Below are 25,603 nucleotides of genomic sequence, written 5' to 3' on the forward strand. Positions count from 1 at the left end.
ACGCTCCCGAAGGGAGAAACCAGTCTCACCGACTCGCTGGTGATCGGGGGCCGCAGCTTCGGTTCGCGTCTGATCGTCGGGACCGGCGGGGCACCGAGCCTGGCCGGGCTCGCGCGGATCCTGCAGGAATCCGGCACCGAACTGACCACCGTCGCCATGCGCCGGGTCGACGCTGCCGCCTCCGGGTCCGTACTCGACGTCCTGGCCTCGGTCGGGGTGAACGTGCTGCCCAACACGGCCGGTTGCCGCACCGCCGCCGAGGCCGTGTTGACCGCCAGGCTCGCCCGCGAGGCCCTGCAGACCGACTGGGTGAAGGTCGAGGTCGTCGCCGACGAACGAAGCCTCCTACCGGACGGCCCCGAACTGCTCGATGCCTGCGAACGCCTCGTCGACGACGGCTTCGTCGTGCTGCCCTACACCAACGATGACCCGGTGCTGGCACGGCGGCTGGAGCAGGTGGGCTGCGCGGCCGTCATGCCTGGCGGGTCCCCGATCGGTTCCGGCCTCGGCATCACCAATCCGCACAACATCGCCATGATCGTGGAGCAGGCCGGGGTCCCGATCGTGCTGGACGCTGGGATCGGGACCGCCGGTGACGCCGTGGCCGCGATGGAACTGGGATGCGACGCCGTCCTGGTCGCCTCGGCGGTCACCCGCGCGGCCGACCCGTTGCGGATGGCACGCGCCATGCGGCTGGCGGTGCTGGCCGGGCGGGATTCCTTCCTCGCCGGCCGGATCAGCAAACGTCACTGGGCCCAGGCCTCGTCGTCCTACGAAGGAATGTTCACCGGCATGATCTAGCCGTGCCGCCCCCCGTTGAGGTTGCCCTCGTTGCTGGCAAACCCCCGTTGAGGTTGCCCTCGTTGCTGGCAAACCCCGTTGAGGTTGCCCTCGTTGCTCGCAAACCCCGTTGAGGTTGCCCTCGTTGCTCGCAAACCCCCAGCAACGAGGGCAACCTCAACGGCTTGGAACCCGCAACGAGGGCAACCTCAACGGCTCGGAACCCGCAACGAGGGCAACCTCAACGGCTCGGAACCCGCAACGAGGGCAACCTCAACGGCTCGGGATCAGAGGGTGTCGCGCCAGGCGACCCACTTCGCCAGGGTCGTGAAGTCGTAGTTCGGGCCGTCGAGGCCGACGGTGAACAGCCTGGCACCGGCCTCGAGCAGGGCAGGTCCGACCTCGCCCGGATCACCGGCCGGGGTTCCCACCGATATCTCGATCTCAGACGGGTCCCGGCCGAGATCGCCACAGTGACCGGCCAGCACTCCGAGCTTGCGCTTGAGGGTGTCCAGGTCGGAGAACGAGTGCCAGATGTCGGCGTGCCGGGCCACGAACTTCAGGGTCTTCTTCTCCCCTCCGCCACCGATCAGGACCGGGATCTTGCGGGTGGGCGCCGGGTTGAGCTTGGCCCAACGCGACTCGATCCGGGGCAGGGCCAGGCCCAGTTCGTCCAGCCGCCCGCCGGCAGTACCGAACTCGTAGCCGTACTCGTCGTAGTCGCGTTCGAACCAGCCCGAACCGATACCGAGAATCAGTCGGCCCTCGGACATGTGGTCCACCGTACGAGCCATGTCGGCGAGCAGTTCAGGGTTGCGATAGGAGTTGCAGGTGACCAGCGCACCGATCTCGATGCGGGTGGTCTGCTCGGCCCACGCGCCCAGCATCGTCCAGCATTCGAAATGCTGGCCGTCGGGCTCACCGTAGAGCGGGTAGAAATGGTCCCAGTTGAAGGCCACGTCGACCCCGAGGTCCTCGGCTCGGCGGACCGCGTCCCGGATGGCCGGGTAGTCAGCGTGCTGCGGCTGGAGTTGGACACCGATACGAACGGGAAAAGTCGTCACAACTCGCACGCTAGCGCACAAGGGCACACAGCCGTCAGCCCTGCCGGCTCAAGTCGGTCGACAGCCCGCAAGCCGGTCGACAGCCCGCAGTCGGGCCGTCAGCCCCCGCGCCGGCTCAACCGCCGGCGCCACCAACCGTGCCCCCGTCAGCACTCGCACCGGTCGCGGCCGGAACGGGGCCCCGAGGTCCTGCCGGAGCGGCGAACGGCAGCGCGAGCAACAGCGCAACCGCGAACGACGTGATGGACGCCGACAGCCAGGGATGCCCGATCGTGTGCAGGTCCCGTCCGATCCTCGACCAGAACGGCGCCCAGTGCCCCAGCGAACCGGGGTTGACGACCTGGTAGGTCACAAACCCCACCAGCCAGGCGACGAGCAGCGTGGGCCGGGTCGGAGCCTGCTCGGAGACGTCCCACTCCCACACCGAAGCGCCCCCGGCCGAACCAGCCCGGCGCGCGTCGCCCCGAGCCGAGCCTCGCCACCAGGCCGCGATCAGCACCCCGGACATCGGGATGAACACCGCCCCGATCAGATAGAGGAAGTTGTAGTAGTTGGCCAGGCTGACCTTGAGCGCGGCGAGCGTCATGAGCGCGCCGATCCCGACCGAGAGCACGCGCCGATCCCAGGTCGGCCGGAGGTTCTGGATCGACAGGGCGGTCGAGTAGGTGTTGGCGAAGCTCTGATCGGTCTCCCGCAGGACCAGCACGGCCAGCGCGACCGTACCCAGCGGCAGACCCAGGTAGAAGCTGAAGATGTCGGCACCGTCGGCCAGCTCGACGAGGGCGATCAGCCCGACGAGGTAACAGAGAACCTGCGTCACGCCGTAGCCCACGAAGCCACCGAGGAAGGCCGCCCGCTCCGTCCGGGAATGGCGCGAGTAGTCCGCGCCCAGCGGGACCCACGAGATGCTCACGGCGATCACCGCGTCGACTCCCAGCCAGAATCCGCCCCAGGTCGAGTGGGCGACGGCCGGAATGTGCCTACGCAGCAGCCCTATCGCCAACACGACGATCGCCAGCACGACCAGGGCGGTGACGTACTTGCGGATGACCCGGATCGCCCCGAGCGGCCGGATCGTGAGTCCGGTCGTGATGACTCCGGCGACGAGCACACACAGCCAGCGGGGCAGATGATCATGCGTCACCGCCTTGAGGCTCTCGGCGATCAGGATGATCTCCACCGTGCCCCAGCCGAGGTTCTGGACGATGTTCAGTACGGTCGGCAGGTAGGACGCCTTGGCACCGAAGAGTCCTCGCAGCAGGACCATTGCCGGGGCGCCGGTCCGCGCACCCAGCACGAGCGAAACCCCCAGCACGGCGCCACCCAGCGCGCTGGCCACGACGAGTGCGAGGACGCTGGCCCAGAACGGCAGCGGCCGTCCGTCGGGCAGCGCGTACATGACCGTGCTCGCCGTGGTCAGCCCGAACAGGCTCACCCCGAGATTGCCCCAGAACCCGAACTGGTCGAGCAGCCCGAGGGTGCGGGGCGCCCGTTCGCGCAGGGTGTTGGGCGCCTCGGCATGCTCGGTCACGACGTCGTCGTGCAGGGCCGGCGGAGCTGGGCGATCCGCGGAGCGGGAGCCGGGACGTTGCGATACAGCGGACACCGCTGTCACCTCTTCCTTCGCCGGTACTAACCGGAGCAGGTTCTGCGGTCGGCCAGTCAAAGAAACTGGTGGCCCTCTCAGCCCGAATTGCACGGGCTCCCGCGGGACAGGCCGAGCTTAGTACGCTCGCCCGGTGTCTTCCACCGCGGCGGCTGCCGCCCTGCCCGCCCGTGCGCTGACCATCGCCTCCTCCGATTCCGGCGGTGGGGCCGGCATCCAGGCGGACCTGAAGGCGTTCGCCCGCTGCGGGGTGCACGGCATGTCGGTCATCGTCGCCCTGACCGCGCAGAACACCACCGGCGTCAGCGCCATCCACGAATGCCCGCCCCGGTTCGTGGCCGATCAGCTCGAGGCGGTCCTGACCGACCTGCCGCCGGCGGCGATCAAGACTGGCATGCTGTTGTCCGCCCCGATCATCACCACGGTGGCGAACCACCTTGCCGGAAAGGGGATTCCGCTGGTCATCGATCCGGTCATGGTGGCCTCGTCGGGGTCGCGGCTGCTGCGTGAGGACGCGGTCGCCGCGCTGATCGAGGAACTCTTCCCGCTCGCGACGGTCATCACACCGAACCTGATGGAGGCCCAGGCGCTCACCGGACTGGGCACCGAGAACCGCGCGGAGATCGCCGAGGCGCTCGTCGCCCTGGGCGCCCCGGCAGCCCTGGTCACGGGAGGCCACGGCATCGACCCGATCGACCACCTGTACGACGGTCGCGCCCATCTGGAGATGCCGGTGACGCGCTACCCGCTGGCCGCGACCCACGGCGCCGGTTGCACCCATTCGGCGACGCTGGCGGCGTGCCTGGCGCGCGGGATGGATCTGGCCGGCGCGGCGCGGACCGCCGGCACCGTGGCCTCGGAGGCGGTGCGCTGCGGCCTGGTCGGTCTCGGTGCGGGCGACGGCCCGGTCGACGCGCTGGACGTCCGGCGGCTGTCCCCGCCTACGCTCACCGACCGGCACTGACCGCGTCGGGGCGAGTCACGGTCGGGGCGCCAGGATCGCCTCAGCCAGCCGATGCCGCCGCGCTCAGCGCCGGGTAGGCCGCCCCGACCAACGCCGCGCGCTCGGCGTCGGCGGCCAGCACGATCGCCAGCCCTGGCGCCGCCGCCGACAACCCGATCCGGAAAGGCTTTTCGAACAGCTCGAACGCCCGGCTGATCGATCCACCCAGCACGAGTTGCTCGGCTCCGAAGCGCGCCAGCACCGGTCCGAGGATCTCGCCCAGCAGACGGAAGGAGCGATCGAGCACTGCCTGGGCCGGTCCCCGGCCTGCCCGGGCCGACTGCGCCATCTCGCGGACATCAGCGGCGGGATCGCCCCCCGCCTCGGCATAGTCACGAAGCAGGGCACGACGAGAAACCCAATCCTCCACCGGACGTCCGTCATGCGTGAGCAGGTGAACCTCACCGTGCGGCGGAACCTGTGGCCCCTCGTCGACGATGGCCCCGTCGGCGAGGAAGGCCGAGCCGATCCCGGTGCCGAGGGTGATGCCGACGACCCGGTCCCGGCCGCGGGCGGCCCCGGCCAGCCATTCGCCGACGAGGAATGCGCTGGCATCGTTGATGAAACCGATCGACCCCGGCTGCGGACGAATACTCTCCAGGAGCGCCGTCCGCAGGTTCACCCCGTTCAGGCTCTCGAACTTGGCCACGCCGGCGAACCGACCGATGCCCGCGAGATAGTCGAACGGTCCCGGCATCGCCACGCCCCAGCACGCACCCGCCGGCGCCTGCAGTGCCGACGCCGCCGCAACGAACTCGCCGATCAGGGTTGATGAATCCGCTGTGGCGTCGAGCGAGCGCCGACGCACTCCGGACGGTTGCCAGCCGGTGGGGTCGATCCAGGCCGTGGTCACGTGCGTCCCGCCGACCTCCAGAATCGGGACCGCGCGAACGGCGGGGACGGCGGGGACGGCGGGGACGGCGGGGACGGCGGGGACGATCATGAAAGTCCCAGTTTCAGCAGGGCATTCTCCACGACCTCCATCAGCGCGGGGTGGATCCAGTACTGGCCTCGGGCCACGTCGGTCACCCGCTGACCGAAGGACATCGCCTGGATCAACGGCTGGATGAGGTTCGAGGCCTGGTAGCCCATCAGGTGCGCGCCGAGCAGCAGACCCGTGTTCGGGTCCGCGATGAGCTTGCACAGGCCGAGGGTGTCCTCCATCGCCCAGCCGTAGGCGGTGCCGGAGTAATGCTGGGTCGCGCTGACGTAGTCCAGGCCCAGTTCCACGACCTCCTCCTCCGTCAGGCCGACCGTTGCCAGTTGTGGATGGGTGAACACCGCGGCCGGCACGAAGCGGTGATCGAACGGGCGCAGGTCCTGCGGATGGGCCAGATTGTGGGCGACGATGCGGGACTCGTGGTTGGCCACGTGCTTGAGCTGATGTTCGGAGGACACGTCACCCAGGCCGTAGACGCCGGGAACGCTCGTCCGGCCGTAGTCGTCGACGCGCAGTCGGGCATCGTCGAGCACGTCGATGCCCGCCGCGGCCAGGTCGAGGCCGGAGGTGTTGGGAACGCGCCCGGTCGCCACCAGCAGGACGTCGCCGTCGACCACCCCACCATCGGACAGGCGCAGGCTGATCTGGCCGCCCGTCGCGGTGACGTCCTCGATCTGCACCGAGAGCCGTACATCCCATTGCTGGCCGGCGATCTTGGTGAAGGCCTCGGAGATCTCGGTGTCCAGATGCCGCAGCAGCGCCGATGACCGGGAGATGAGGGTGATCTCGCTGCCCAGGGCCGAGAACACGTGCGCGAACTCGGCCCCGATGTAGCCACCGCCGACGATGACCAGTCGGCGCGGCAGGTCTGGCAGGCGCATGATGGTGTCCGAGGTGTGAAAGGGCACGCCGGACTCGGCGATGACGTCGGGGATCATCGGATGCGCGCCGGTCGCGATCACGATCTGTTCGGCGGTCACGATCACATCGCCCTCACCGGTGCTGACCTGCAGGCGCTTGGGCCCGATGAAGCGGGCGTGCCCGGTGAGCAACGTGACGTTGTCCGAGCGTTCGCGGTAGGTCTTGCCACCGGCCGAGATCGGGTCGATCCGATCGAAGATCCGGTCGCGGATGTCGGGCCAGCGGACGCCGGTCAGCTGCGAGTCGATCCCGTAGCGAGCGGATTCGGTGATCGTGGTCGCCACTTCAGCCGCGTAGACGAACATCTTCGTCGGGATGCAGCCGACGTTGAGGCACGTGCCACCGAAGGTGCCCTCCTCGATGATGACGACGCGCTTGCCGTCGAAATCCGGTGTCAGAACGCTGTTGCCGGAGCCGGTACCGATGATCGCCAGGTCGAAGTCCGCCACCGCCTCAGCCTACTGGCGCATCATGGACGCCATGCTGTCCGCGCTCGCACCGGCCCGTCGCCGGCTGGTCCTGGTGCTGGGCGCCCTGATCGTCGTTGCGGTGCTGGCGGCCTCGGCGGCGCTGCTGGTGTCCCGCTCGCGGGGCGAGGCCGCGCCCGCACCGGTGAACCAACAGCGGGTCGGTCCGATCCTGCTCGTGCCGGGCTACGGCGGTTCCCGCACGGGTCTGTCGATCCTGGCCGCACGGCTGGCGAAGGACACCGGACGGACGGTCTCGGTGATGACCTTGCCCGGCAGCGGAACCGGTGACCTGCAGGCCCAGGCGGTGGCCCTCGGGGTGACGGCGAAGGCACTGCTGGCGCGCACCGGCGCCGGCAGCCTGGACGTCGTCGGCTATTCGGCCGGCGGCATCGTGGCCAGGCTCTGGGCCGACGCACACGGGGGATCCTCCATAGCGCGGCGGATAGTCACGTTGGGCGCGCCGCATCACGGCACCGAACTGGCCTCGCTCGGCTCGCTGTTCAGCTCGGCCTGCCCGGTGGCCTGTCAGCAGCTGACCCCGGACAGCCCCCTGCTGAGCGGTTTGAACGCCTCGCCGGTGCGAGCTTCGCCCAGCCTCGTCTCGATCTGGAGCACCCGCGACGACGTGATCCTGCCGCCGACCTCCTCGCAGCTGGCCGGCGCCTTGGACGTGCAGGTCCAAGCCGTCTGCCCGGCCAGCCAGGTCACGCACAGCGCGTTGCCCACCGACCCGGCGGTGCAGTCGCTGGTCGAGTCCGAACTGGCCGTGGGGGCACCGGTGCCACTCTCGGCGCTGCGGTGTACTGGCTGAAGCGGTGTACTGGCTGAAGCGGTGTACTGGCTGAAGCCCCTTTCCGGCCCGTGGTCAGACCGCCCGACCACGCGTCAAGAAGTGATGTCCTTGGACTGGAAGTTTGCCCACGCCGCCAGCAGCAGGACAGCGACGTAGACAGCCTGCAGCACCACCCCACGCTCGACGTTGCGCAGCAGGACGGGATCGCGGAAGAGGTCGACGAACGAGAGCCAGTAGCGAGTGGGCAGGTAAGGCTGCAGCGAGCGCGCGGCGTCGAGAGTGAGGAATACCGAGGAGCCGATCAGGAACGCCATGGCACCCAGGGACGCCGTAAGCGGTGAGTCGGTCAGCGTCGACAGGAAGATGGCCATCGCGGCGACGCCGAGCATCGAAAAACCCGTGTACGCAATGGCGATCGCGATGCGCCAGGTCAACTGGGCCGGGGTCAGCTCCGTTCCCGAGACGCTGACGACCGCCGAGCTCAAGGGCTGATGACCCAGGAGCAACCGGCCGACCACGAAACCGACGCCGGCGACCACCACCACGGTCACCATGACGAAGACGAACACCGCGGCGAGCTTGGCGACCAGCAGCCGGGTGCGTCCGACCGGACGGATGAGCAGGTACCGCAGCGTGCCGGCCTGGGCCTCCCCCGCGATCGAGTCCCCGGCCACCACCGCGACGGCGATCGGCAGGAACAGGGGCAGCACGATGGCCAGGGCCGCCACCGAGAACAGCGATCCGTTGGTCAGGACGGCCGACAGGAACGCCGGGCCCTGGCCCGGTCGCGGGGCGATGTGCGTGGTCGCCAGCAGGACGGCCACCAGGGTGGGCAGCGCGTTGAGCAGGATCAACGTCAGCCAGGTTCGCCTGCGGCCGAACAGTTTTCGCAATTCCAGGCGGGTCATCGTGCGCTCATCCGATCCGCGCTGGCGGAGCTGGCTTCCAGCACCACGTCTTCCAGAGCGCGGCGTTCGGCCACGAGTTCGGACACGGCAACGCCCGCCGAGACGAGGCGGGCGTTGACCTCAGCCGGGTCGGCGCCGCGCACCACCAGGCGTTGCCCGTCCCGATGGCGAACGCGGCCGTTGAGCAGCGCCAGCGCTGCCTCGGGGTCGGGCGTGATCAGCACGGTGTTGCCGGTCGGGCGCCGCAGCTCGGCCAGCGGGGCTTGCAGAATCAGCCGACCCCGGTCGAGCACCCCGATGCGCGTGCAGAGCTGTTCCACCTCGGCGAGCAGATGGCTGGACAGGAAGATCGTGACCCCCGCGGCGTTGAGGGACTGCAGCAGCTCGCGCATCTCCCGAATGCCCTGTGGATCAAGGCCGTTCGTCGGCTCGTCCAGAACCAGCAGGCGGGGACGGCCCAGCAGCGCGGCGGCGATTCCGAGGCGTTGGCGCATTCCCAGCGAGTACGCGCGCACCGGCCGTTCGTCCACCTCGTCCAGGCCCACCTCGGCCAGTACCCGCTCGATCCGTTCGGCCCGGCTGTGCCGGGGTCTGGCCGGGCCGGCCGCGTCGGACAGCCGCAGATTCTTCCGGCCCGACAGATGGCCGTACGCGGCCGGTCCTTCGACCAGGGCACCAACCTCAGCCAGCACCCGCGAGGAGGCACCCGGCATGTCCTGCCCCAGAACCTGGATCTCACCGGAGGTCGCCAGGACCAGCCCGAGCAACATCCGGACGGTGGTGGTCTTGCCGGAGCCGTTGGCGCCCAGGAACCCGTAGATGTCACCTTCCCGCACGTCGAGATCGACCTGCGAGACGGCCTCGATCTTGCCGTATCGCTTGGTCAGTCCGGACGTCGAGATCACGGGTTTCCCCCGTCGTTGCTGGGCAGATCCGCCGCCGCCGTGTTGAGCAGCGAGCTGGTGACCGAACCGGTGAGCAGCCACGCCGATCGTGTCGGCGAGGCCGTGGCCAGGAGTAGGGAGACCGGTCCGACGGCGACGTGGATGCCGACGGCGTCCTTGACGGCCGAGGGAACTTTCTCCAGTTGGGACAGCAATGATCCGGCCAATCGGTCAGGCAGCGGCGCCGCGATGAACTCGGTGATGCCCCGTCCGTAGACGCCGATGCGGTCGGTGCCCGCGAGCGCGCCCAACTGGTCGTTACGGGCCACTCCCGCCAGAGCCGGCGGAGGCGTGCCGTGCGCGAACCGCCGGACCAGCCCCGGCACGTCCAGACCGCGCTCGACCTGGAGGTTCGCGCCGACCGGCGTGCTGAAGGCGGTGTCGCGCTCGGCGGGAGGCGACGCGCTGAAGTCGAGGAACGATGTGCTGACATCGGCAGAACCCGCGCCGGCGTAGACCTGGACCTTCAGCGGGATTCCGCTGGCCTCGTCGACCCACAGCTCCACCCGGGTGATCGTCGAGCCGGTCTGCCGAGGCACCAACCGCAGGCCCGCGGCGGCGTGACCGGCGATGCGTTGCTGCCCGATCCGGGCGAGCTCGTCCGGCTGTGCCTGCGACAGCAGTCGCCGTCCGAGCTCGGGTGGGAGCAGGTCGGTCGCCACGGGCAACCTCACCTGACCGTCGGCGCCGACCTCGGCGAAGGTGGCCCGGCTGCGCTCGTAGTCCCAGGTGATGGTGCCGTCGTGGTCCCGGTACGTATCGCTCTCGCCCACCAGGCTGAGCTGATCGACCCGCCACTGAGCGGGGCCGGCGAACCACACCCGCAACTGGGTGCGACCGCCGAGCAGGTCGGTCAGCGAGCTGAAGGAGGTGGTCACCGGCAGGCTGAGGCTGCCTACCGCTTCGGCATAGCCGGAGTAGGGCATGCCCGCCGAGGCCAGCACCCGGCCACGCAGGTCGGCGGCGGACAGGCCGGACGCCGGCGCGGGGCGGGCTGCGACGAGCAGGGACAAGCCGATCAGGGTCGCGACGGCGGCGACCACGATCGTCCACCGCCGGCTGCGCCCCATACTTCACCGTACGTCCGCGGAATTCGTCCGGTTCTGAACAAGTAGGGAACGCTCAGCGAGCTCGCAGCCAGCCCGAACGGAGAGCGGCGGCGACCGCGCCGAGCTGGGAGGCGGTGCCGAGCTTGGTGAGCACGCCTCGGACGTGACTGCGCACGGTGGCTTCGGAGACGAACCAATCATCGGCGATGTCGCGGACCGAATGCCCCTCGGCCAGCGCCACCAGCGCCTGCTGCTCTCGCTCGGTGAGACGGTCGAAGGGACCGAGCCGGGCAGCCGCCTCCGCACGATGCTCGGTCAGGGCAGCCAGCCTGGCCGCCCGAGCCGGCGGATCAAGGTATCCGTCGTGAAACCGTGCCCGTTCGGCGCTGGCCAGCAGGGTGTCGAAACCGTCGGCCTTCGCCACGAAGCCGATGGCGCCGGCCTGTTCGGCCGCAGCCACTCGAAGCGGGTCGCTGACCCCGGAGACGAGCAGCACCCGGACGCCGGCCCGGCTCAGGGGCTGGATCATCGGGGTGGTGTCGCCGAAGGCCCCGAGGTCCAGATCGAGCAGTACGAGGGCGGGACGACGGGACAGCAGCGCCTGCTGCAGGATCGGCAACGGCGCCGGGGCGAGGATCTCGACCGTCAGCGCTCGATCGATCAGGGCCAGCCGCAGCGTCTCGGCCAGCAGCAGGTGGTCCTCTACGAGCACGAAGTCGAGCGCGAATTCGGGGACGGAGTCGGGGACGCAGTCGGGCCGCTCCGGCGCTTGGCTCATCACCCGGCCCGCAACGCCGACACCGCGACCGTCTCGCCCGGGAGCACCGTCGTTGGGCTGAACCGGCGTCGCTGTTCGGCCGAGGGCAGGTCGAGGCGGACCAGCAGGCCGCCGGACGGCGACGGGTGCAGGCTCAGACAGCCACCCTGCTCGGCCATCGCCCGTGCGGCGGTGAACAGGCCGAGTCCGCTGCCGGGGACGCCGGAGGAGGTGCTCGCGGCCCCGCGCGCACCTCGGTCGAGGATGCGGTCGAAGTCGCCCACGGCGATGCCGGGGCCGTCGTCGCACACCTCGATCCGCACGCACGATTCGGCCAGCCGACCGGTCACGCTGACCGACGCGGCTGGCGCATGGCGCCCGACGTTGGTGAGCAGGTTGGCCAGCACGGTGGCCGTCGCCAGTCGCCGGCCCAGCACGACGTGCTCGCCGAGATCCCAGTGGACATCCAGGCCGGCCAGCCGCTGCGCCTCCAGCACGGGCTGCAGGACGGCCAGCGCAAACGGTGCGATCTCCTCGCGGGCGACCGGGTCCAGCACCGTGGACAGCCTCGTCAGCTCCGCGGTCATCAGCTCGTGCAGGCGGCCGTGCTCCGTGCGCCGGTTCGGGTTCGAGCTCAGCAGACGGGACGCGCCGAGCACACCGACCACCGCGGTCCGGGCGTCGTGGATGCGTTCGCGTTCCCGCTGTTCGGTGTCGGCCAGCACCCGTTGGGTCTCGTCGAGCTCGCCGGTGAGACGGACCGTCCGGCTGCCGTAGGAGAAGAACGCCTCCCACAGATCACAGGCCGCTGCCGACACCGCCAACCCCGCGGCGATCGCCTGCGTCCCCGAGCCGAGCACGGCGACCGCACCCGGGTGACCCAGGCTGATCGCCCGCAGCAGCTCCGAGGCCGCCATCAATGTCATACCCCAGGCGACCCAGCGGGTTGTCAGCCGGCCGACCCGACGCGCCTCGGCGCGACCGCCGCGGAAGTGCCCCCAGGCCAGCGCAAGCCACGCCAGCGCGGCGGAGCACTCGACTCCGAACCACACCGGCGAGCCCGACCCGAGGGTGAACCAGAGCATGCCCGGCGCGCTGACCAGCGCTGACAGCGCGATCATGCCGGCCAGCAGGACCGCGATCGTCCGCCCCGGGCGCAGGCCGGCCCGCACCGGGGCAGTCCGCAGGCCGATCGCCAGGACGCCGAGCACGGGCAGGACGAACAACAGCCGCGCGAGCGGGATCGACGTCGCGACGCCGGGATCGTGGCGTAGCAACGGGCCCAGGATCCCGACCAGGCACAGGGCCGAGCCCAGGGTGACGAGCGCGATCGCGCTGCAGGCCACCCGGGCCTCGCCCGTCAGCCGCCAGCGGGCCAGGCGCAGGAATCCGGCCGCCATGAACAGGGTGGCGCCCACCGCCCGCAATGAGGCCATGAACTGCTGGAACTCTGTGGCGCGCAGCCGGGGGGCCGCTACCGCGAGCACGAGCACCCCGAGCAGGGCGAGCACGCTGAACGAGCGCACGCGCCGGTGCAATCGCCGGTTCGTGGCCATCGCCACCGGATGCCGTCGATCAGCACCCCGATAGGCGCGCATTTCCCCCATACACGTCCCCCGTAGACGTCGGGAAATGTCCGGATCTGGCCCGTCCTTAACCCGCTGTAAACACTCAGCGGGGACTTAACTAGATTCCGACCTGACCGTCAAGAGTTCTGCCCCGTTTGGTAGCGACACGCCGAGATCACCTCCGACCAAACCGGCGCCGGCACCGGCTCGCCCCTCGGATGGTGGTGATCGCCGTGCGATCTGCGCAGAATGGACAGATGCCCCTCGTTCGCCGCCTCGCGCGCCCCCTACTGGCCAGCTCCTTCGTCTACGGCGGGATGGACGCCCTCCGCAATCCCGAGACCAAGGCCCCCGCGGCCGACAAGGTGGTCGGTGATCTGCCGGCGAAGCTTCCAGGAATGTCGAACACCGCCCAGCTCGTGCGGGTCGACGCCGGGGTGAAGGTGGGCGCCGGCATCCTGCTCGGCCTCGGCAAGTTCCCCCGCCTGTCGGCGTTCGCGCTGGCGGCCAGCCTGGTCCCGACCACGCTGGCCGGCCACCGCTTCTGGGAGGAGACCGATCCGGCCAAGCGGGCTCAGCAGCAGTTGCACTTCCTGAAGAACATGAGCATGGTCGGAGGACTGTTACTGGCGGCGGTCGACACCCACGGCAAGCCGTCCATCGCCTACCGGGCCAAGCGCGAGGCGCGGGTACGGGCCCACCAGTTGGGTGAGCAGCTCCCGGGCCACTCCTGAACGCCCACCCTGGGCCGGCGTGAACTGACCGCGCTCACATCAACGCCGCGTCCGTCGATTGACAGGCGTGAGACTGCCCCGGGGAATCATCGGCGCCCGCCATGCGGTGCGGCGCCTGTTCGCCGTGTACGCAGCCGTGAGCCTGGTCCCTGTCCTGATCCTCGGTGCGACCCTGCTCGGTCTGCTGGGCCGACAGGCCGACGCCCACGGCATGGCCGAAGCGCGCGCGAAAGCTGATCTGCTGGCCCACACCACCATCGTCCCGGCCCTGGACGGCAGCGATCTCGCGGCCGGGCTGTCCAGCAGCGAACAGTCGCAGCTGCGGGCCAACGTGCGCCACGCCGTGACCGCCGGGCTCGTCTCCCGCCTGCGGATCCGCTCGCTGGCCGGAATCGTGATCTTCTCCGACGACGGCACTGGCCTGGGCGAAGGCGCCGACGACGGCGAGGCCGCCGAAGCCGCCCGCGGCGAGGTGGTCTCGAAACTGAGCTTTCTCAACGCCGATGCCGGCGACTCCGGACCGCGAGGTCCTCGGGTGGTCGAGACCTACCTGCCGCTACGCGCCGTGGATTCGAGCAGGCCGGTCGGAGTGCTCGAGCTGTACCTGCCCTACGCGCCGATCGCCGCCGACATCGCGCACGGCCGTCGCGCCCTCACGGTCGCGTTGCTGGCCGGACTGGCGTTGCTGTGGGTCTGTCTGCTGGCGGTCTCGGTGTCGGTAACCCGGAAGTTGCGGCGCCAGTCGGCGGCCAACGGATTCCTCGCCTCGCACGATGCCCTCACCGGCATGCCGAACCGGTCCCAGTTCGGCGAGCGGGCCGCCAATGCCGTAGCGGCCGCCACGGCGAGCCGCCAGGTCGCCGTCGCGGTCGTCGACCTCGACCGGTTCAAGGAAGTGAACGACACTCTCGGGCACGGCAACGGCGACCGGCTGCTGATCATGCTGGCCGAACGTCTCGAGCTCAACATGCGCGAAGGCGACACGATCGCGCGCCTGGGTGGCGACGAGTTCGGCGTGGTGCTGTCCGGCCTGCACGGGCCGGGCGAGGCGGTCGAGGTACTGAGCCGGCTCCGGGCCACCGTCGCCGAGCCGCTGCAGCTCGACGGGCTGCCGCTGGCGATGGAGGCCAGCATCGGTTTCGCGCTCGCCCCGGACGACGGGACGGACGCCGACGCCTTGTTGCAACGCGCGGATGTCGCCATGTACGAGTCCAAACGCCAGCATCTGGGGGTCGTGCACTACCGGCCCGACTTCGATCAGTACGACTCGACGACCCTGACGCTGGTGGGCGAACTCGGCCAAGCCATCGCCAACGGGGAACTCGTGCTGCACTATCAGCCGAAGGGCTCGCTCAGCGACGGAACCGTGACCGCCGTCGAGGCCCTGGTGCGTTGGCAGCACCCGAAGCGGGGCCTGCTGTACCCGGACGCGTTCCTGCCTGCGGCTGAGCAGACCGAGCTGATCGACGAGCTGACCCGGTGGGTGCTGGCCAGCGCAGGCGAGGCGCTGCCCGCGCTGGACCCGACCGGTCAGCTGGCCGTTGCGATCAACATCTCGGCCCGCAGCCTGGCCCGTGCCGATTTCACCGAGGACGTGCTCACCGTCCTCGCCGAGCACCAGGTCGACCCCAAGCGGGTCATCCTGGAGATCACCGAGACCTCGCTGATGGCCGACCCACGACGGGCCGCGCGCACCCTGGACGAGCTGCATCAGGCCGGGGTCCGTATCTCGATCGACGACTTCGGCGCCGGGCAGACGAGCCTGGGGTACCTGGCCACCCTGCCGATCAGCGAGCTCAAGATCGACAAGGCCTTCGTGCTGGCGATGCTCAGCGACGAACGCAACGCCGCCATCGTGCGTTCGGTCATCGAACTGGGTCACAGCCTCGGCTTCACCGTCACCGCCGAAGGCGTGGAGACGACCGAGATTCTGCAGCACCTGGACGCCTACCGCTGCGACACGGTGCAGGGCTACCTACTCGCGCGGCCGATCCCGTCGGAGGCGTTGGCGGCCCAGCTCACCGCCGCGGTCGACCTCCTCGACGTCACCCTGCTGCGCCCACGGCCCTGACCGGCGCTCACCGGCGATTCCGCTCGGTTCAGCGCAGACCGGCGAACAGGTCGTCCTCCGGAGTCGGTGCCCCCGTCGAGTCGGCGACCCGGAGGAAGGCCTCCGTGCTCATCAAGTCGGCGAAGGTCTGCCGGCCCAGCCGCAGGAAGAAGATGTTGTCGTTCTGGCTGGCGTGGGTGGCCAGCGCGTCGAACTTCTGATCGCTGTAGGCCGCGGTGTCGACCCAGGTGGTGATCTGATCATCGGGCAGGCCGATCTCGTCCCGGCGCAGCTGGCCGGCGGATTCGCTCGCCGCGGCCTCGTCGTGGTCCGGGTTCGCTTCCGCGGGCTCGTCCCAATCGGCACCGTGCTCGCGCATGATCCGTTCGAAGTCGGCCATCCGCGAGCGCGGGGCCGTGGTCCAGTACACCTTGGCCGGGATGCCGGTCAGCTCCACCGCGGCCATGGTGATGCGGTGCGCCTGGATGTGGTCGGGGTGGCCGTAGAAGCCGTTCTGGTCGTAGGTCACCACGACGTCGGGGCGGTACTGACGGATGAGCTCGGCCAGCCGGGACGCGGCGTCGGCCACCGGCGTCGTCCAGAAGGAGCCCGGTGCGTCGTTGGTGGGCCAGCCCATCATCCCCGAATCGGCGTAGCCCAGCTCCTCAAGCGCGCTGACCTTGAGGATGGCGCAGCTTTCCTCCAGCTCGTCGTGCCGCATGGCCGCCACCGCGGCCGGGTCGTGGCCGTCCTCGCCCGGTTTCACGCCGCCGGGACCGTCGCCGCACCGGCCGTCGGTACAGGTGACGAGCACGGTGCGGATGCCCTCGGCCGCGTAGCGAGCCAGCACACCGCCCGTGCCGGTGGCCTCGTCATCGGGGTGGGCGTGGACGGCCATGAGCGTCAGCGGAAGATCTGCCATACCGACAAGCGTAGGGACCGGCACCGACAGCAGCTCGCCGCGGGGGCGCTGCACGGCCGCCGCGGAAGCGCCGCGGGGGCGCCGCGGGGGCGCTGCACGGCCGCCGCGGGGGCACGGCAAGGCCGCCGCGGGGTCAGCCGTCGAGGACGAGCAGGCCGTCCTCGTCGACGACCGGGCGGGCCACCAGCGCCGGCGAGTCCTGGCGACCGGCGCCGAATCTGAGGTCGTCGGCTTCGCGGCCGAACAGCACCGTGCCGTCGGGCTGGATCGTGCACCCGATCGCGCCGAAAGCGAAGGTGACCGCCACCGGACCGTGGAAGGAGACGACGTCGGAACTCTCCCGGTTCCACGACACCCCGACGTCGGCCTTGCCCAGGACGTCGGAGATGGCGTCGACCGAGGCCTCGATCGACTGAGCGCCGCTGTCCGTGCAGCGCACCGCGAAACCGGTGCTCGTCAGCGTCCGGGTCACGATGAGCATCCGGTCCGGGTCGGGGTCGAAGAACACCGCCGCCGCCGGCTGGGCCCGGTTCATCGCCAGCCCGGTCACGGCAGCGCCCAACGCGCCCACATCCACCTGGTGCTGACGAACCTCGCGGACCTCGAACTCCACGGACGTGGCGCCCTTCCACAGCGAGGTCTTGAGCTCCCCCCCGGGGATCGGAAGTCCCAACGCCTGCAGGAAGGTACCGGTCAGCGCGAGGCCGCCTTCGACATCCAGTCCCGCCGACCGGGTGCCCTGCAGGCCGGCCACCTGTTGCGTCTGCACCGGCGGCAGGGTCAGTTCCTGCGGCGAGGTGAGGAAGGCCGGCAGCAGACCGCGGTCCTGCACCCTTCGATTGCGCACCGCCAGCACCCGGAGCGGATCGATACCGGTCCGCGGTGCGGCGACCACATTGGCGCCGTAGAGATCACGCACCCGTCTGGTGAACGGGTCCTCATGACGGCAGGCACGAAAGCCCATGACGTCCTCCTCTCGCGATCACCGCAGCAGCAGGTAGAGCAACACCAGGTTGAACGCGACGGAGACGACCAGGATCGCCTGGAAGACGCCGAGCCAGGACTGGATCCGACGTAACTTCCCCTCGTGCGCGACGGCCTTGCCGGACTCGTCGAGGAAGGCCTGCTCGACCTCGGTCAGACTCGCCCGGCGGGTGGCCGACCTGGCCGCCCGATAGGCGCGATCGCCCAGCAGCAAACGGGAATCTCGATTGGATCGACCCCACTCGTAGGCATCGCGCTGCCAGCGCGACAGGTGCCGGTCACGCCACAGCCGGTTGTCCTCGACCACCGGGTCGATCAGGCGATCGTGGGTGAGTTCCCACCACACCGCGCCCGGTCGTGGGTCCTCCCGGACCAGGTAGCGGCGCTGCAGATACTGCATGACCTCCTGCGGATTCCTCACCGCCGGGCGGGTGCGCGTCTGGCTGCGGAACTGGGCCTCGGTGAGCAGATGGTCCTGAACCCAGTCCCGGATGATCCGCTCCTCTGCCTCGTCGCGTTTGGCCGCCTTGCGGACGACGAGCCGATAGTAGCGAGACAGCGCCGTGTCCAGCGGGCCGAAGTCGATCACGTCGGAGGTGGTGATCTCGCCGAACCGGCCACCCTGTTCTTCCCGGTCCTCCTCGAGCTTGCGCCACAGACCGTCGCAGGCGACCTGCAACAACACCGGTTCGACGTAGTTTCCCTTGAGCTCGCTGACCTCTTGCTCCGGGCTCTGCACCCTGACCCGGCGCAGATCGTCGATGAGCGTCGCGGCGGCCTCGTCGCCGAAGTGGACGCCGCGCGCGGCCGCCGGTTCCTGGATCGCCCGCAGCGCCGCCTCCAGGTCGAGCAGGTCGAGCCGGTAGGTGGAGCGGAATTGGCCGGGAACGTAACGCAAAAACCGATCGAGGCCACCCATGTAGTCCTCACGCATCGCGCAGATCGCCCAGCGATTGTCGGCATCCAGGGCCTCGCCCAGCTGCTCGAAAAACACCCGCTGACCGTCCTGGTCGGTCGGGTCCAGGGTCAGGATCTCCTCGAACTGGTCCAGCACGATCAACTGCCGTTGCGGCGCCTGGGCCACTTCGGCCAGGGCGTCGAGCGCCCGGCGGATGGTCCAGTCCCGCACCTCGCGCTCGTCCGGAGCCACGCCCACCGGCAGTCCCCCGACCAGATCGGCCACCACGCTGTACACGTAGCGGTTGCCGGTTCCCCCCGCTGGTACCGGGGCATTGACCCGTAGGGCAGACAGATTCGGCTTACGCCGCGCACAGATCTGAAAGCGGCGTGCGGCCAGTGCCGGGACCACGGAGGCCTGCAGCAACGAGGTCTTTCCCGCGCCCGAAGGCGAATGCAACAACACCACGCGTCCGGCCAGCACGCTGTCGGACAGCCCCAGGGCCTCCTGCTCCCGGCCGAAGTAGAGATCCTCGACCCGGAACGGCCGGGGCCCGACGTAGGGGTTTCGAGGTCCCTCCTCCGCCGCGGTCCCGGTCGATTCCATCGCCGTGGCCGAACTCATGACGGGACCTCGACCCGGTGCAGGTCGCGCAGGAAGTCGCCGCAGCTACCCCAGTAGATCTCCACCCGATCCTCCTCGAAGTACTCCTTGAGGTAGTCGTGGGCCGATTCCAGATCGATGGTCAGCGCCTCCGGACTCACCTGCACCCCGACATTGCCGCGGTCACGCAGACTGTCGTTGCCCTCGAAGCTCTTGATGCTCTGGAACAACACGCGGAATTCCCAGTCGGCCAGGCCGTAACCGAGGAACAGCAACGGCTTGAACGTCAGCGCCGCCTTCACGCAGTTGGGGATGTCCGCGCCCTTGTCCACCCGCTTGATCCAGGCCCGTAACCAGCCGAAGTAGTCGTCCTCGGTCAGCACGACGGAGTCGGGCCGATCCAGCGCACCGAACAGGTGATAGACCAAGGGCTGCTCCACCGTCGGGGAATCGTTCTGCCGCCGGCGCGAGTCCGGCTCGACGAAGCGACGCCGGTGCCAGTCGAAGAAGCGGGTCAGTGGTTCGCGGTCGGCCTCGGCGAGCGCATCCTCGAGCAGGTTGGTCCAGCTGGTCGTGATGTAGATCGGCAGCTCCAGCGCGGCCAGCATCGCGTACAGGTCGTCCGTGCCGGCCTCCTGCCGGTAGCGCCGCCCCACCTCGCTGATGAGTTCCTGCAGCGGCGCGTCCCAGTTCAGGTCCGGCCACTGCGCCGACCGGCGCCGCTTGAGGTAGCTGTGCAGGTACTGCTTGAGCTCGGTCCTGGGCATGTCCGGCCCACTGTCCACGGCCAGGTACTGCGCCACCTTGGCCAGATCACCCCGTCCCGCTGGGGTGATCGGCATCTGCCGCCGGTCGGCCCAACTGTGCGCCAGCGCCTCCCGCGTGGGCATGAATCCCTCCGCCGCGACCCCGGAGCCGACCACGGGGACGCACTCGCTCTGCCTGATGCGGGTGCGCAGATCGCTGAACAGTCCGTGCTCGCGGCCACCGAAACGGGGTTCGTACCACGAGCGGCCGCGTCGCAGGCGTGAATACAGCACCGGCATCCACCAGTCCGGCCGGTCGCTGACGCCACCACGCGCCACCGCCATCGCCCGGTCGGCCAGCCCGTCGGCCGACAGCTCACTGAAGAACTTTCCCAGTACCTTTCCCGCGGTGATCATGGTGATGTTGCCCTGCACGGCCACCACCGTCGCCACCCCCGCCGCCGACAACTGCGGCCCCAGACCGGCCAGCGGTTCGGGATCGCCGGCCCGGTACTCATCGCCCGGACCGGCGGACTGGCACGAGCACAGCACGGCCACGGCGGGCAGCCGACCGATCTCGGAGATCCGGCGCACCAGTTCCTCACCCGCGACGAGGTCGGTGTCACCGCGCTCGTCCTCGAGGTAGAGCTCGGACGCGCCCGTGTGCATGGTGCCGTGACAGACCAGGTACAGCACGTCGGTCCCCGCCCGCAGCGCATCGACGATCGCGTTGAGCGTTGGGCCACGGCCGGCACCGTCGGGCAGCCGCGTGATCGACATACCGGCCAACGCGGCCTCGGCCTGAGCCAGCTCGCGCGCCACGTCCACCTGACCGAGCACCGTCCCGGCCGGTACGTAGTCGTCCAGATCGGCAGGATTGGCCACGACGATGAGGGCGCTCAGGTCGCCCTCGCGCGGGTGCGGGGCGATCTGGCGCCAGTCGGAGCTGTTCAGGTACCGGGACAGGCGCAGGCCCTCGCTCAGGGCCAGCCGGTTGCCGGACTCCGGATCGCGCAGCGACTCCCACCGCACCGCCTGGTACGCCGGGTCAGAACGCGGATCGACGAACAGCCGCAGGTGCACCGGGAGCCGGCCGGCCAGGCCGAGGGATCGAGCGAAGGACGCGCGCAACTGCGCTTCTCCGAAGACCATCTCGGTGAGCGCGTTGCCGTAGCCCTGCTCGTCGCCGCGCAGTGCGTCCAGCCGGGGCAGGTCGAGGACGAGCGGCTTGTCGACGAACTCCTGGTAGTCCTGCGCCGTTCTCGGGTAGTCGAAGATCAGCGTGACATCGAAGCCGTCGGCCGCGGCACTCCAGCGCAGGATGAGATCGAGGTCGACGTGGTCGTTGAGCATGGCTGGCTCCTCAGGACCGATGTGCGTCCGCCGGCTGGGCTGCGACAGTCGCCCGGTCGAGGATTTCCAGGCCGAGGCAGGCGTGCGCGCCGAAGATCGGCAACGCCTGGGCCGCGGCCGGCAGCGCGATGCTGGCCCGGTATCGGCCGTTGGAGCCGTCCAACTCCACCGGCGGCCCGATCGGGTCCACAGAGGCGTTCGCGCCCAGCACCGCCTGGTTCCAGTTCGCCCAGGCCTGGAAACGGCCGGTGTCGTCCGGGCCGACGTCGACGATCAAGGCGTCGTTCCAGTCCGAGATCTGTTCGAGGTGCTCACCGAAGTGGAACACCCCACCGCGCTGGTCGAGCTGGAAGACCTTCAGGGACAGGACGTGGCGGGCCCGTCCGCCGTGCCGGACCGCGGCCGCACCGGGCAGGGTCCGCGGGTCCAGCAAGAAGGTGCTGGCCAGCGGTACGGGGTGATCGGGGGTGTCGACGACGCGCCCGATCTCGTCGTTGAGCTGAATCGGGCACCAGTGCTCGGCGGCCTGCTGACTGAGGACGACGGGCAGTCCGCGCACTGCGAGCGCGAGGTCGGCCTGCCAGATCTGGTTGCCGTCACGCTCACCCGGCGGCACGACCCCACCGAGGGTGATCTTGACCTGCCAACGGCCGAACAGGAACCGGCGCAGGTTCTGATAGCCCTCCTCGGAGTTCACCTCGCCGTAGGAACCCGAATGGGACTTGTAGGCATAGGCCCGGTTCGCCCCGCGGACGTAGGCGTTCTCGATCCTGACCAGACCGTCGCTCTTCGGTCCGACGACGACCCGCGAAGCGCCGTAGTCCTTCGGATCGGTACCGATGAGGCAGAAGATGTCGTTCGGGTCGAAGACCTCGGGATCGATCCGCTGCGGGTCCCAGGAGGTCCCGTGCGGCGCGGTGTCACCGAAGTGGGCGCCAGGGGTGAGGTAGCCGTACATCTTGTCCGGCGCGAAGATGTCCGATCCGGCCGGGCCGAACGCCTTCTCGGCCCAGTCGAGGACCTGCGCGTCGAAGGCGATGCCCCCGTGCGGGCCGCCGTAGGTGAACAGCCGGGCCACGATCTCGCGTGGCGGCAACCGGTGCTTGCCGTCGGGCCTGCCATCGCCGTCGCGGTCGACGTTCCGGTCGTCGGTGTCGGTGTCGGTGTCGGTGAAGCAGATCTTCTGCATCATGCAGCGCGCGACGAGGCCGCCCATGGAGTGCGTGACGATGTAGACCTTCTCCGCGCCGGTGCGACGGCGCACCAGCAGGATGAGGTCGTACAGCCCTCGAGCGGCGGTCTCGATGTCGAAGCCGTCGGCGCTCACCCGGTGATGCATCTTGGCCATCAGATCCGGGAGCAGGCCGTGGTGCTGCGGCGCCGCGAACGTCGTTGCGGCCTGGTCGTAGAAGCGGTAGACCCACAGAGAATTGGGCGCGATGCTGCCGTCCTCGGCGTCCTCGAGCAGTTGCTGCTGGTCGCCGTGCACCAGCAGTTGATAGCCCTCTTCGGTGATCAGGCGCAGCAGCGGGCCTTCGAACTGGTAGTACGACGGGTCGCCGTCCCCGCCGACCCGAACGTGGGTGGCGCCGTGGTTGAAACCGTAGAACGGGTCGTCGACCTGGCTGTCGATGCCCGCGGTCGGTCCGGCGTAGCCGCGGACATAGACGATCGGCAGTCGCTCGTGGGTCCGGTCGGGCCGTGCGCTCGGCCCCGACGCGGCGGCCGGCTCAGAGGTATCGGTCATCGTCATCTGTCGCGCCCTCCCCGCCGTCGACGCAGCGAGCCTGAACATCCTGCATCCCGGGTACGACGCTAGGGACCGAGCGTCACCCGCGCGTCACAGCCTCACCAAGGGCTCTGCGCGACGGCACACCACCAGCATGGCGCCGCGGCGGTATCAGGACGCACCGAGTGCGCCTCCTGGCGGTGGGAATACTTTCCCCTGACGGGCGAAAGTGCTGCTACTGTCCGTTGCTGAGTGGATACCCCACCCGTCCGCTCTCGGCGTGATCGCCGGGCTGGGGGGCCCTATGAGCGTGAATATGGTCAACACAGACCAACAAGACGGAATACGGATACCGCCCGAGTATCACCTTTCGCTACTGGGGGGTTTCTCCCTATCGCGCTCCGGACACCGCATCGACCTGCCGTTCAGTGTCCAGCGGCTGATCGCGTTCCTCGCCCTGCACCCACGGGAACTGGTACGCACCTACGTCGCCGGCAGCCTGTGGCCTGAGAGCACCCAGCCCCGCGCCGAGGCCAGCCTGCGCTCGACCTTGTGGCGGATGCGGACCCCGTGTTCCCAACTGGTCATGAGCACCAACACTCATATGCGGCTGGCGGAATCGCTGACCGTCGACGTCTATCTGGTCTCCGACCTCGTGCGCCGGCTCATGGACCCCAGCGGCTCGTTCACCCAAGCGGAGTCCGACCCCGGCGACCTCACGCAGGAACTGCTTCCCGACTGGACGGCCGACGACTGGATCTTCGTCGAACGGGAGCGGCTGCGACAGCTGTGCCTGCACGGCCTGGAGGCGATGTCGCGGCGCCTGCTCGATCAGGGACGTTTCGGCGAGGCCGTCGAAGCCGGGCTGGCCGCCGTACGCGCCGAGCCGCTTCGCGAAAGCGCGCACCGGGTGCTCATCTCCATCTATCTCACCGAAGGCAATGCCAGCGAGGCCTTGAGACAGTACGACTGGTACCGGCGGCTGCTTCGCTCAGAACTCGGGCTCGACCCGTCCCCGCAGGTGACCGAACTCGTCCGCGACATGGGCTGACGGCCCGCTGAGGGCAGCCGAGCTCGGGGAAACGATCTACGAAGCCGGCTGGAACGTCGACCGGGCCGGCATACCCGCCCCGCCCAGGACTCCGGCGCCGGGATTCGGATCCGCCGCCATGCCCGCCATCCCCGCCATGCCCGCCATCCCCGCCGAGCCCGCCGTGCCCGCCATCCCCGCCGTGCCCGCAGTGCCCGCAGTGCCCGCAGTGCCCGCAGTGCCCGCAGTGCCCGCCGGATCGGCCAGACCCGTCCCGTCGAGCGTTGAGCCACTCGAGCTCCCGTCGAGGTCGGAGAAGTCGTGGTCGCCGTCCTCGATGCCGGCCGTGTTGGGAGCGGCCTGAACGGCCAGCGACAACGGCACCAGCGGCTCCAGCACCTGGCTGCCGTCCGGCTGGGTCACCATCGCCGTCGGGTCGGCGTTCGGGGTGACCTTGCGAGCGCTGTACACCGCTGCCGTGCCGTGCAGCGCCGCGATCACCGCGAAGGCCACCCCGACCACGATCGGCGCCGAGCTCACCACCTTGGTGCTCGTCGCCTCTGGAATGAGACCGAAGGCGACGGCCTGGCCCACCACGAACGTGACTCCAGCGATGATGAATTGCGGGGTAATCACAGGCTGCGGGCGTTTCGGGGTGGTCGTCGCGCTGGTCATCGGTCCACCGGCTTGAGCGCTTCGTTCAGCGTCTTGTGCAGGTCGGCCACCTGTGCGGCCAGCGGTGCCACCGCGGCGGCGACCGCCGCGTTGACCGCTGCGTTCAGGGCGTGCTGATCGATGACCGGCGCGTTGGCCGTCTTCACCGTCCTGCTGATCGCGCCCTGCAGTCCCTGATTGTCGATGATCGACGGCGGTCCCAGGAACGCCCGGTTCTTGGTGCCGGTGCGCAACGTCGCGATGGTCCGGGTCATCCAGAACTGGAACAGCCCGTTCACACTCGTCCGGCCGCTTTTGTCGGTGTTCTGCGGGTCGATCCCGAGCTTGCGGTCGAGCATCGCCTCGAAGGCCTCCTTGCTCGCGTACATCGCCATGACTTCCTCCAGGGGGTCCGTCGGCAGGTGCAGGACGCCGACCTGTTCGGCGAACTGGGCCGGGGTCAGATCCGGCGCCACGTTGTGGTCGCACGCGCCGAAGGGTCGGGTGGCCGAGGGCAGACCGTCCACCTGGTATTCGCCGTTGGTGTACTGCCATGCGATCAGGTTGCCGAACTCGGGCAGCGAGCCCCCGTAGGAGGCGACGACCGTGCGCATCCTGGCCGGCCGCTGCGGCCACAACTGCGCGAAATCGCCGCGGTTGGCGTAGCCCAGCACGCGGCGGGGATCACCGCCCAGAATCGCGGCGAGCAGCACGTAGAGCCGGTTGAGACCGTCGGACTGGTTGCCGCGGATCGCACCACCCCAGGACTCGGCGTCGATCATCGCTACCAGCCAGCGCGGAATCGCACCCAGGGTGTCGGTGACCGCGGTCCGGAAGGCGGCCGCTGCCGCCCTCTGGTCTCCTGGGCGGTAGACCAGGTAGGTCACGACCGCGATGAGACGGTTCTTGGTGACCAGGTCCGCGGCCCGCCGCAGGTTCGTGCGGAAGATCGGATCCTCCCAGCTGCCGTCGAGCACACGGAAGGAGACAACGCCGTGCGGATAGGCGTTGTCGATGGGCACTTGGTAGTACGAGGTGTCGGTGAAGGTGACGCCGTTGGTCATGTCGGACGGGCTCCACTTGCGCCGTCGGCCTGC

22 protein-coding genes are annotated in these 25,603 nt (G+C 69.6%); 6 read left to right on the forward strand and 16 right to left on the reverse strand.

Going from position 1 to position 25,603, the window contains the following annotated elements; genetic code table 11:
- Positions 1-36 precede the first annotated feature (36 nt).
- On the forward strand, positions 37-801 hold the full coding sequence (gene thiG, locus M6D93_RS17565; RefSeq protein WP_249774229.1) for a thiazole synthase: 765 nt from the start codon (positions 37-39) through the stop codon (positions 799-801).
- A gap of 266 nt (positions 802-1,067) precedes the next feature.
- On the opposite strand, the gene M6D93_RS17570 is transcribed toward thiG, so the two are convergent.
- Together M6D93_RS17570 and M6D93_RS17575 are read right to left on the reverse strand one after the other, a co-directional pair.
- Complete coding sequence (locus M6D93_RS17570; RefSeq protein ID WP_249771234.1) at positions 1,068-1,844, reverse strand: LLM class F420-dependent oxidoreductase; 777 nt, start codon at positions 1,842-1,844, stop codon at positions 1,068-1,070.
- Between the two features lie 115 nt (positions 1,845-1,959).
- Complete coding sequence (locus M6D93_RS17575; protein ID WP_249771236.1) at positions 1,960-3,450, reverse strand: purine-cytosine permease family protein; 1,491 nt, start codon at positions 3,448-3,450, stop codon at positions 1,960-1,962.
- Between the two features lie 133 nt (positions 3,451-3,583).
- Here M6D93_RS17575 and thiD point away from each other — a divergent pair, with 133 nt between their 5' ends.
- Positions 3,584-4,414 carry a bifunctional hydroxymethylpyrimidine kinase/phosphomethylpyrimidine kinase gene (thiD, locus tag M6D93_RS17580; RefSeq protein WP_249771238.1) on the forward strand — a complete coding sequence of 277 codons (831 nt, stop codon included), beginning with the start codon at positions 3,584-3,586 and terminating at the stop codon, positions 4,412-4,414.
- 40 nt (positions 4,415-4,454) lie between these two features.
- On the opposite strand, the gene M6D93_RS17585 is transcribed toward thiD, so the two are convergent.
- Both M6D93_RS17585 and M6D93_RS17590 read right to left on the reverse strand, forming a co-directional pair.
- Positions 4,455-5,396, reverse strand: a complete 942-nt coding sequence (locus tag M6D93_RS17585; RefSeq protein ID WP_249771240.1) for an ROK family protein — start codon at positions 5,394-5,396, stop codon at positions 4,455-4,457.
- Positions 5,393-6,763: a mycothione reductase gene (locus M6D93_RS17590; protein WP_249771242.1), complete on the reverse strand. Its 1,371-nt coding sequence runs from the start codon at positions 6,761-6,763 to the stop codon at positions 5,393-5,395. Before M6D93_RS17590 ends, M6D93_RS17585 begins: the two co-directional genes overlap by 4 nt.
- Here M6D93_RS17590 and M6D93_RS17595 point away from each other — a divergent pair.
- On the forward strand, positions 6,738-7,595 hold the full coding sequence (locus M6D93_RS17595; protein ID WP_249771244.1) for a lipase family alpha/beta hydrolase: 858 nt from the start codon (positions 6,738-6,740) through the stop codon (positions 7,593-7,595). The genes M6D93_RS17590 and M6D93_RS17595 overlap by 26 nt on opposite strands.
- A gap of 74 nt (positions 7,596-7,669) precedes the next feature.
- Here the strand turns inward: M6D93_RS17595 and M6D93_RS17600 are convergent, their stop codons facing one another.
- From M6D93_RS17600 to M6D93_RS17620, 5 genes are read right to left on the reverse strand one after another with little or no spacing between them, the layout of a single operon-like run.
- Entirely contained in the window at positions 7,670-8,485 is an 816-nt protein-coding gene (locus M6D93_RS17600) for an ABC transporter permease (protein ID WP_249771246.1), read from the reverse strand.
- Positions 8,482-9,390, reverse strand: coding sequence for an ABC transporter ATP-binding protein (locus M6D93_RS17605; RefSeq protein ID WP_249771248.1), 909 nt, complete (start codon positions 9,388-9,390; stop codon positions 8,482-8,484). Before M6D93_RS17605 ends, M6D93_RS17600 begins: the two co-directional genes overlap by 4 nt.
- The gene (locus M6D93_RS17610) at positions 9,387-10,499 is read right to left on the reverse strand and encodes a sigma-E factor regulatory protein RseB domain-containing protein (protein ID WP_249771250.1); all 1,113 of its coding nucleotides are present in this window, start codon (positions 10,497-10,499) and stop codon (positions 9,387-9,389) included. The genes M6D93_RS17605 and M6D93_RS17610 overlap by 4 nt, the downstream gene beginning before the upstream one ends.
- 52 nt (positions 10,500-10,551) lie before the next feature.
- Positions 10,552-11,256, reverse strand: a complete 705-nt coding sequence (locus M6D93_RS17615) for a response regulator transcription factor (protein WP_249771252.1) — start codon at positions 11,254-11,256, stop codon at positions 10,552-10,554.
- A complete protein-coding gene (locus M6D93_RS17620) occupies positions 11,256-12,833 on the reverse strand; it encodes a sensor histidine kinase (RefSeq protein WP_249771254.1) in 1,578 nt (525 codons plus the stop codon). Before M6D93_RS17620 ends, M6D93_RS17615 begins: the two co-directional genes overlap by 1 nt.
- 227 nt (positions 12,834-13,060) lie before the next feature.
- On the opposite strand from M6D93_RS17620, the gene M6D93_RS17625 reads away from it, so the two are divergent.
- On the forward strand, positions 13,061-13,537 hold the full coding sequence (locus M6D93_RS17625) for a DoxX family protein (RefSeq protein ID WP_249771256.1): 477 nt from the start codon (positions 13,061-13,063) through the stop codon (positions 13,535-13,537).
- A gap of 67 nt (positions 13,538-13,604) precedes the next feature.
- Entirely contained in the window at positions 13,605-15,608 is a 2,004-nt protein-coding gene (locus M6D93_RS17630; protein ID WP_249771258.1) for a putative bifunctional diguanylate cyclase/phosphodiesterase, read from the forward strand.
- Between the two features lie 28 nt (positions 15,609-15,636).
- Here the strand turns inward: M6D93_RS17630 and M6D93_RS17635 are convergent, their stop codons facing one another.
- The 5 genes from M6D93_RS17635 to M6D93_RS17655 form a co-directional block, all read right to left on the reverse strand.
- Entirely contained in the window at positions 15,637-16,509 is an 873-nt protein-coding gene (locus M6D93_RS17635) for a PIG-L family deacetylase (protein WP_249771260.1), read from the reverse strand.
- 133 nt (positions 16,510-16,642) lie between these two features.
- Entirely contained in the window at positions 16,643-17,473 is an 831-nt protein-coding gene (locus M6D93_RS17640) for a gasdermin (protein ID WP_249771262.1), read from the reverse strand.
- An 18-nt stretch (positions 17,474-17,491) separates the two neighbouring features.
- Positions 17,492-19,015 (reverse strand): nSTAND1 domain-containing NTPase, encoded by a 1,524-nt coding sequence (locus tag M6D93_RS17645; RefSeq protein WP_249771264.1) that lies wholly within the window; start codon positions 19,013-19,015, stop codon positions 17,492-17,494.
- A complete protein-coding gene (locus M6D93_RS17650) occupies positions 19,012-21,093 on the reverse strand; it encodes a CHAT domain-containing protein (RefSeq protein WP_249771266.1) in 2,082 nt (693 codons plus the stop codon). The genes M6D93_RS17645 and M6D93_RS17650 overlap by 4 nt, the downstream gene beginning before the upstream one ends.
- A 10-nt stretch (positions 21,094-21,103) precedes the next feature.
- A complete protein-coding gene (locus M6D93_RS17655) occupies positions 21,104-22,846 on the reverse strand; it encodes an esterase/lipase family protein (RefSeq protein WP_249771268.1) in 1,743 nt (580 codons plus the stop codon).
- Positions 22,847-23,138: 292 nt separating this feature from the next.
- On the opposite strand from M6D93_RS17655, the gene M6D93_RS17660 reads away from it, so the two are divergent.
- Positions 23,139-23,873 (forward strand): AfsR/SARP family transcriptional regulator, encoded by a 735-nt coding sequence (locus tag M6D93_RS17660; RefSeq protein ID WP_249771270.1) that lies wholly within the window; start codon positions 23,139-23,141, stop codon positions 23,871-23,873.
- A gap of 36 nt (positions 23,874-23,909) precedes the next feature.
- Here M6D93_RS17660 and M6D93_RS17665 read toward each other — a convergent pair whose 3' ends face one another.
- Together M6D93_RS17665 and M6D93_RS17670 are read right to left on the reverse strand one after the other, a co-directional pair.
- The gene (locus M6D93_RS17665; RefSeq protein ID WP_249771272.1) at positions 23,910-24,488 is read right to left on the reverse strand and encodes a hypothetical protein; all 579 of its coding nucleotides are present in this window, start codon (positions 24,486-24,488) and stop codon (positions 23,910-23,912) included.
- A 35-nt stretch (positions 24,489-24,523) separates the two neighbouring features.
- Entirely contained in the window at positions 24,524-25,570 is a 1,047-nt protein-coding gene (locus tag M6D93_RS17670) for a hypothetical protein (RefSeq protein WP_249771274.1), read from the reverse strand.
- Between the last annotated feature and the right edge of the window lie 33 nt (positions 25,571-25,603).

The organism is Jatrophihabitans telluris (assembly GCF_023516435.1).
GTDB lineage: Bacteria > Actinomycetota > Actinomycetes > Mycobacteriales > Jatrophihabitantaceae > Jatrophihabitans_A > Jatrophihabitans_A telluris.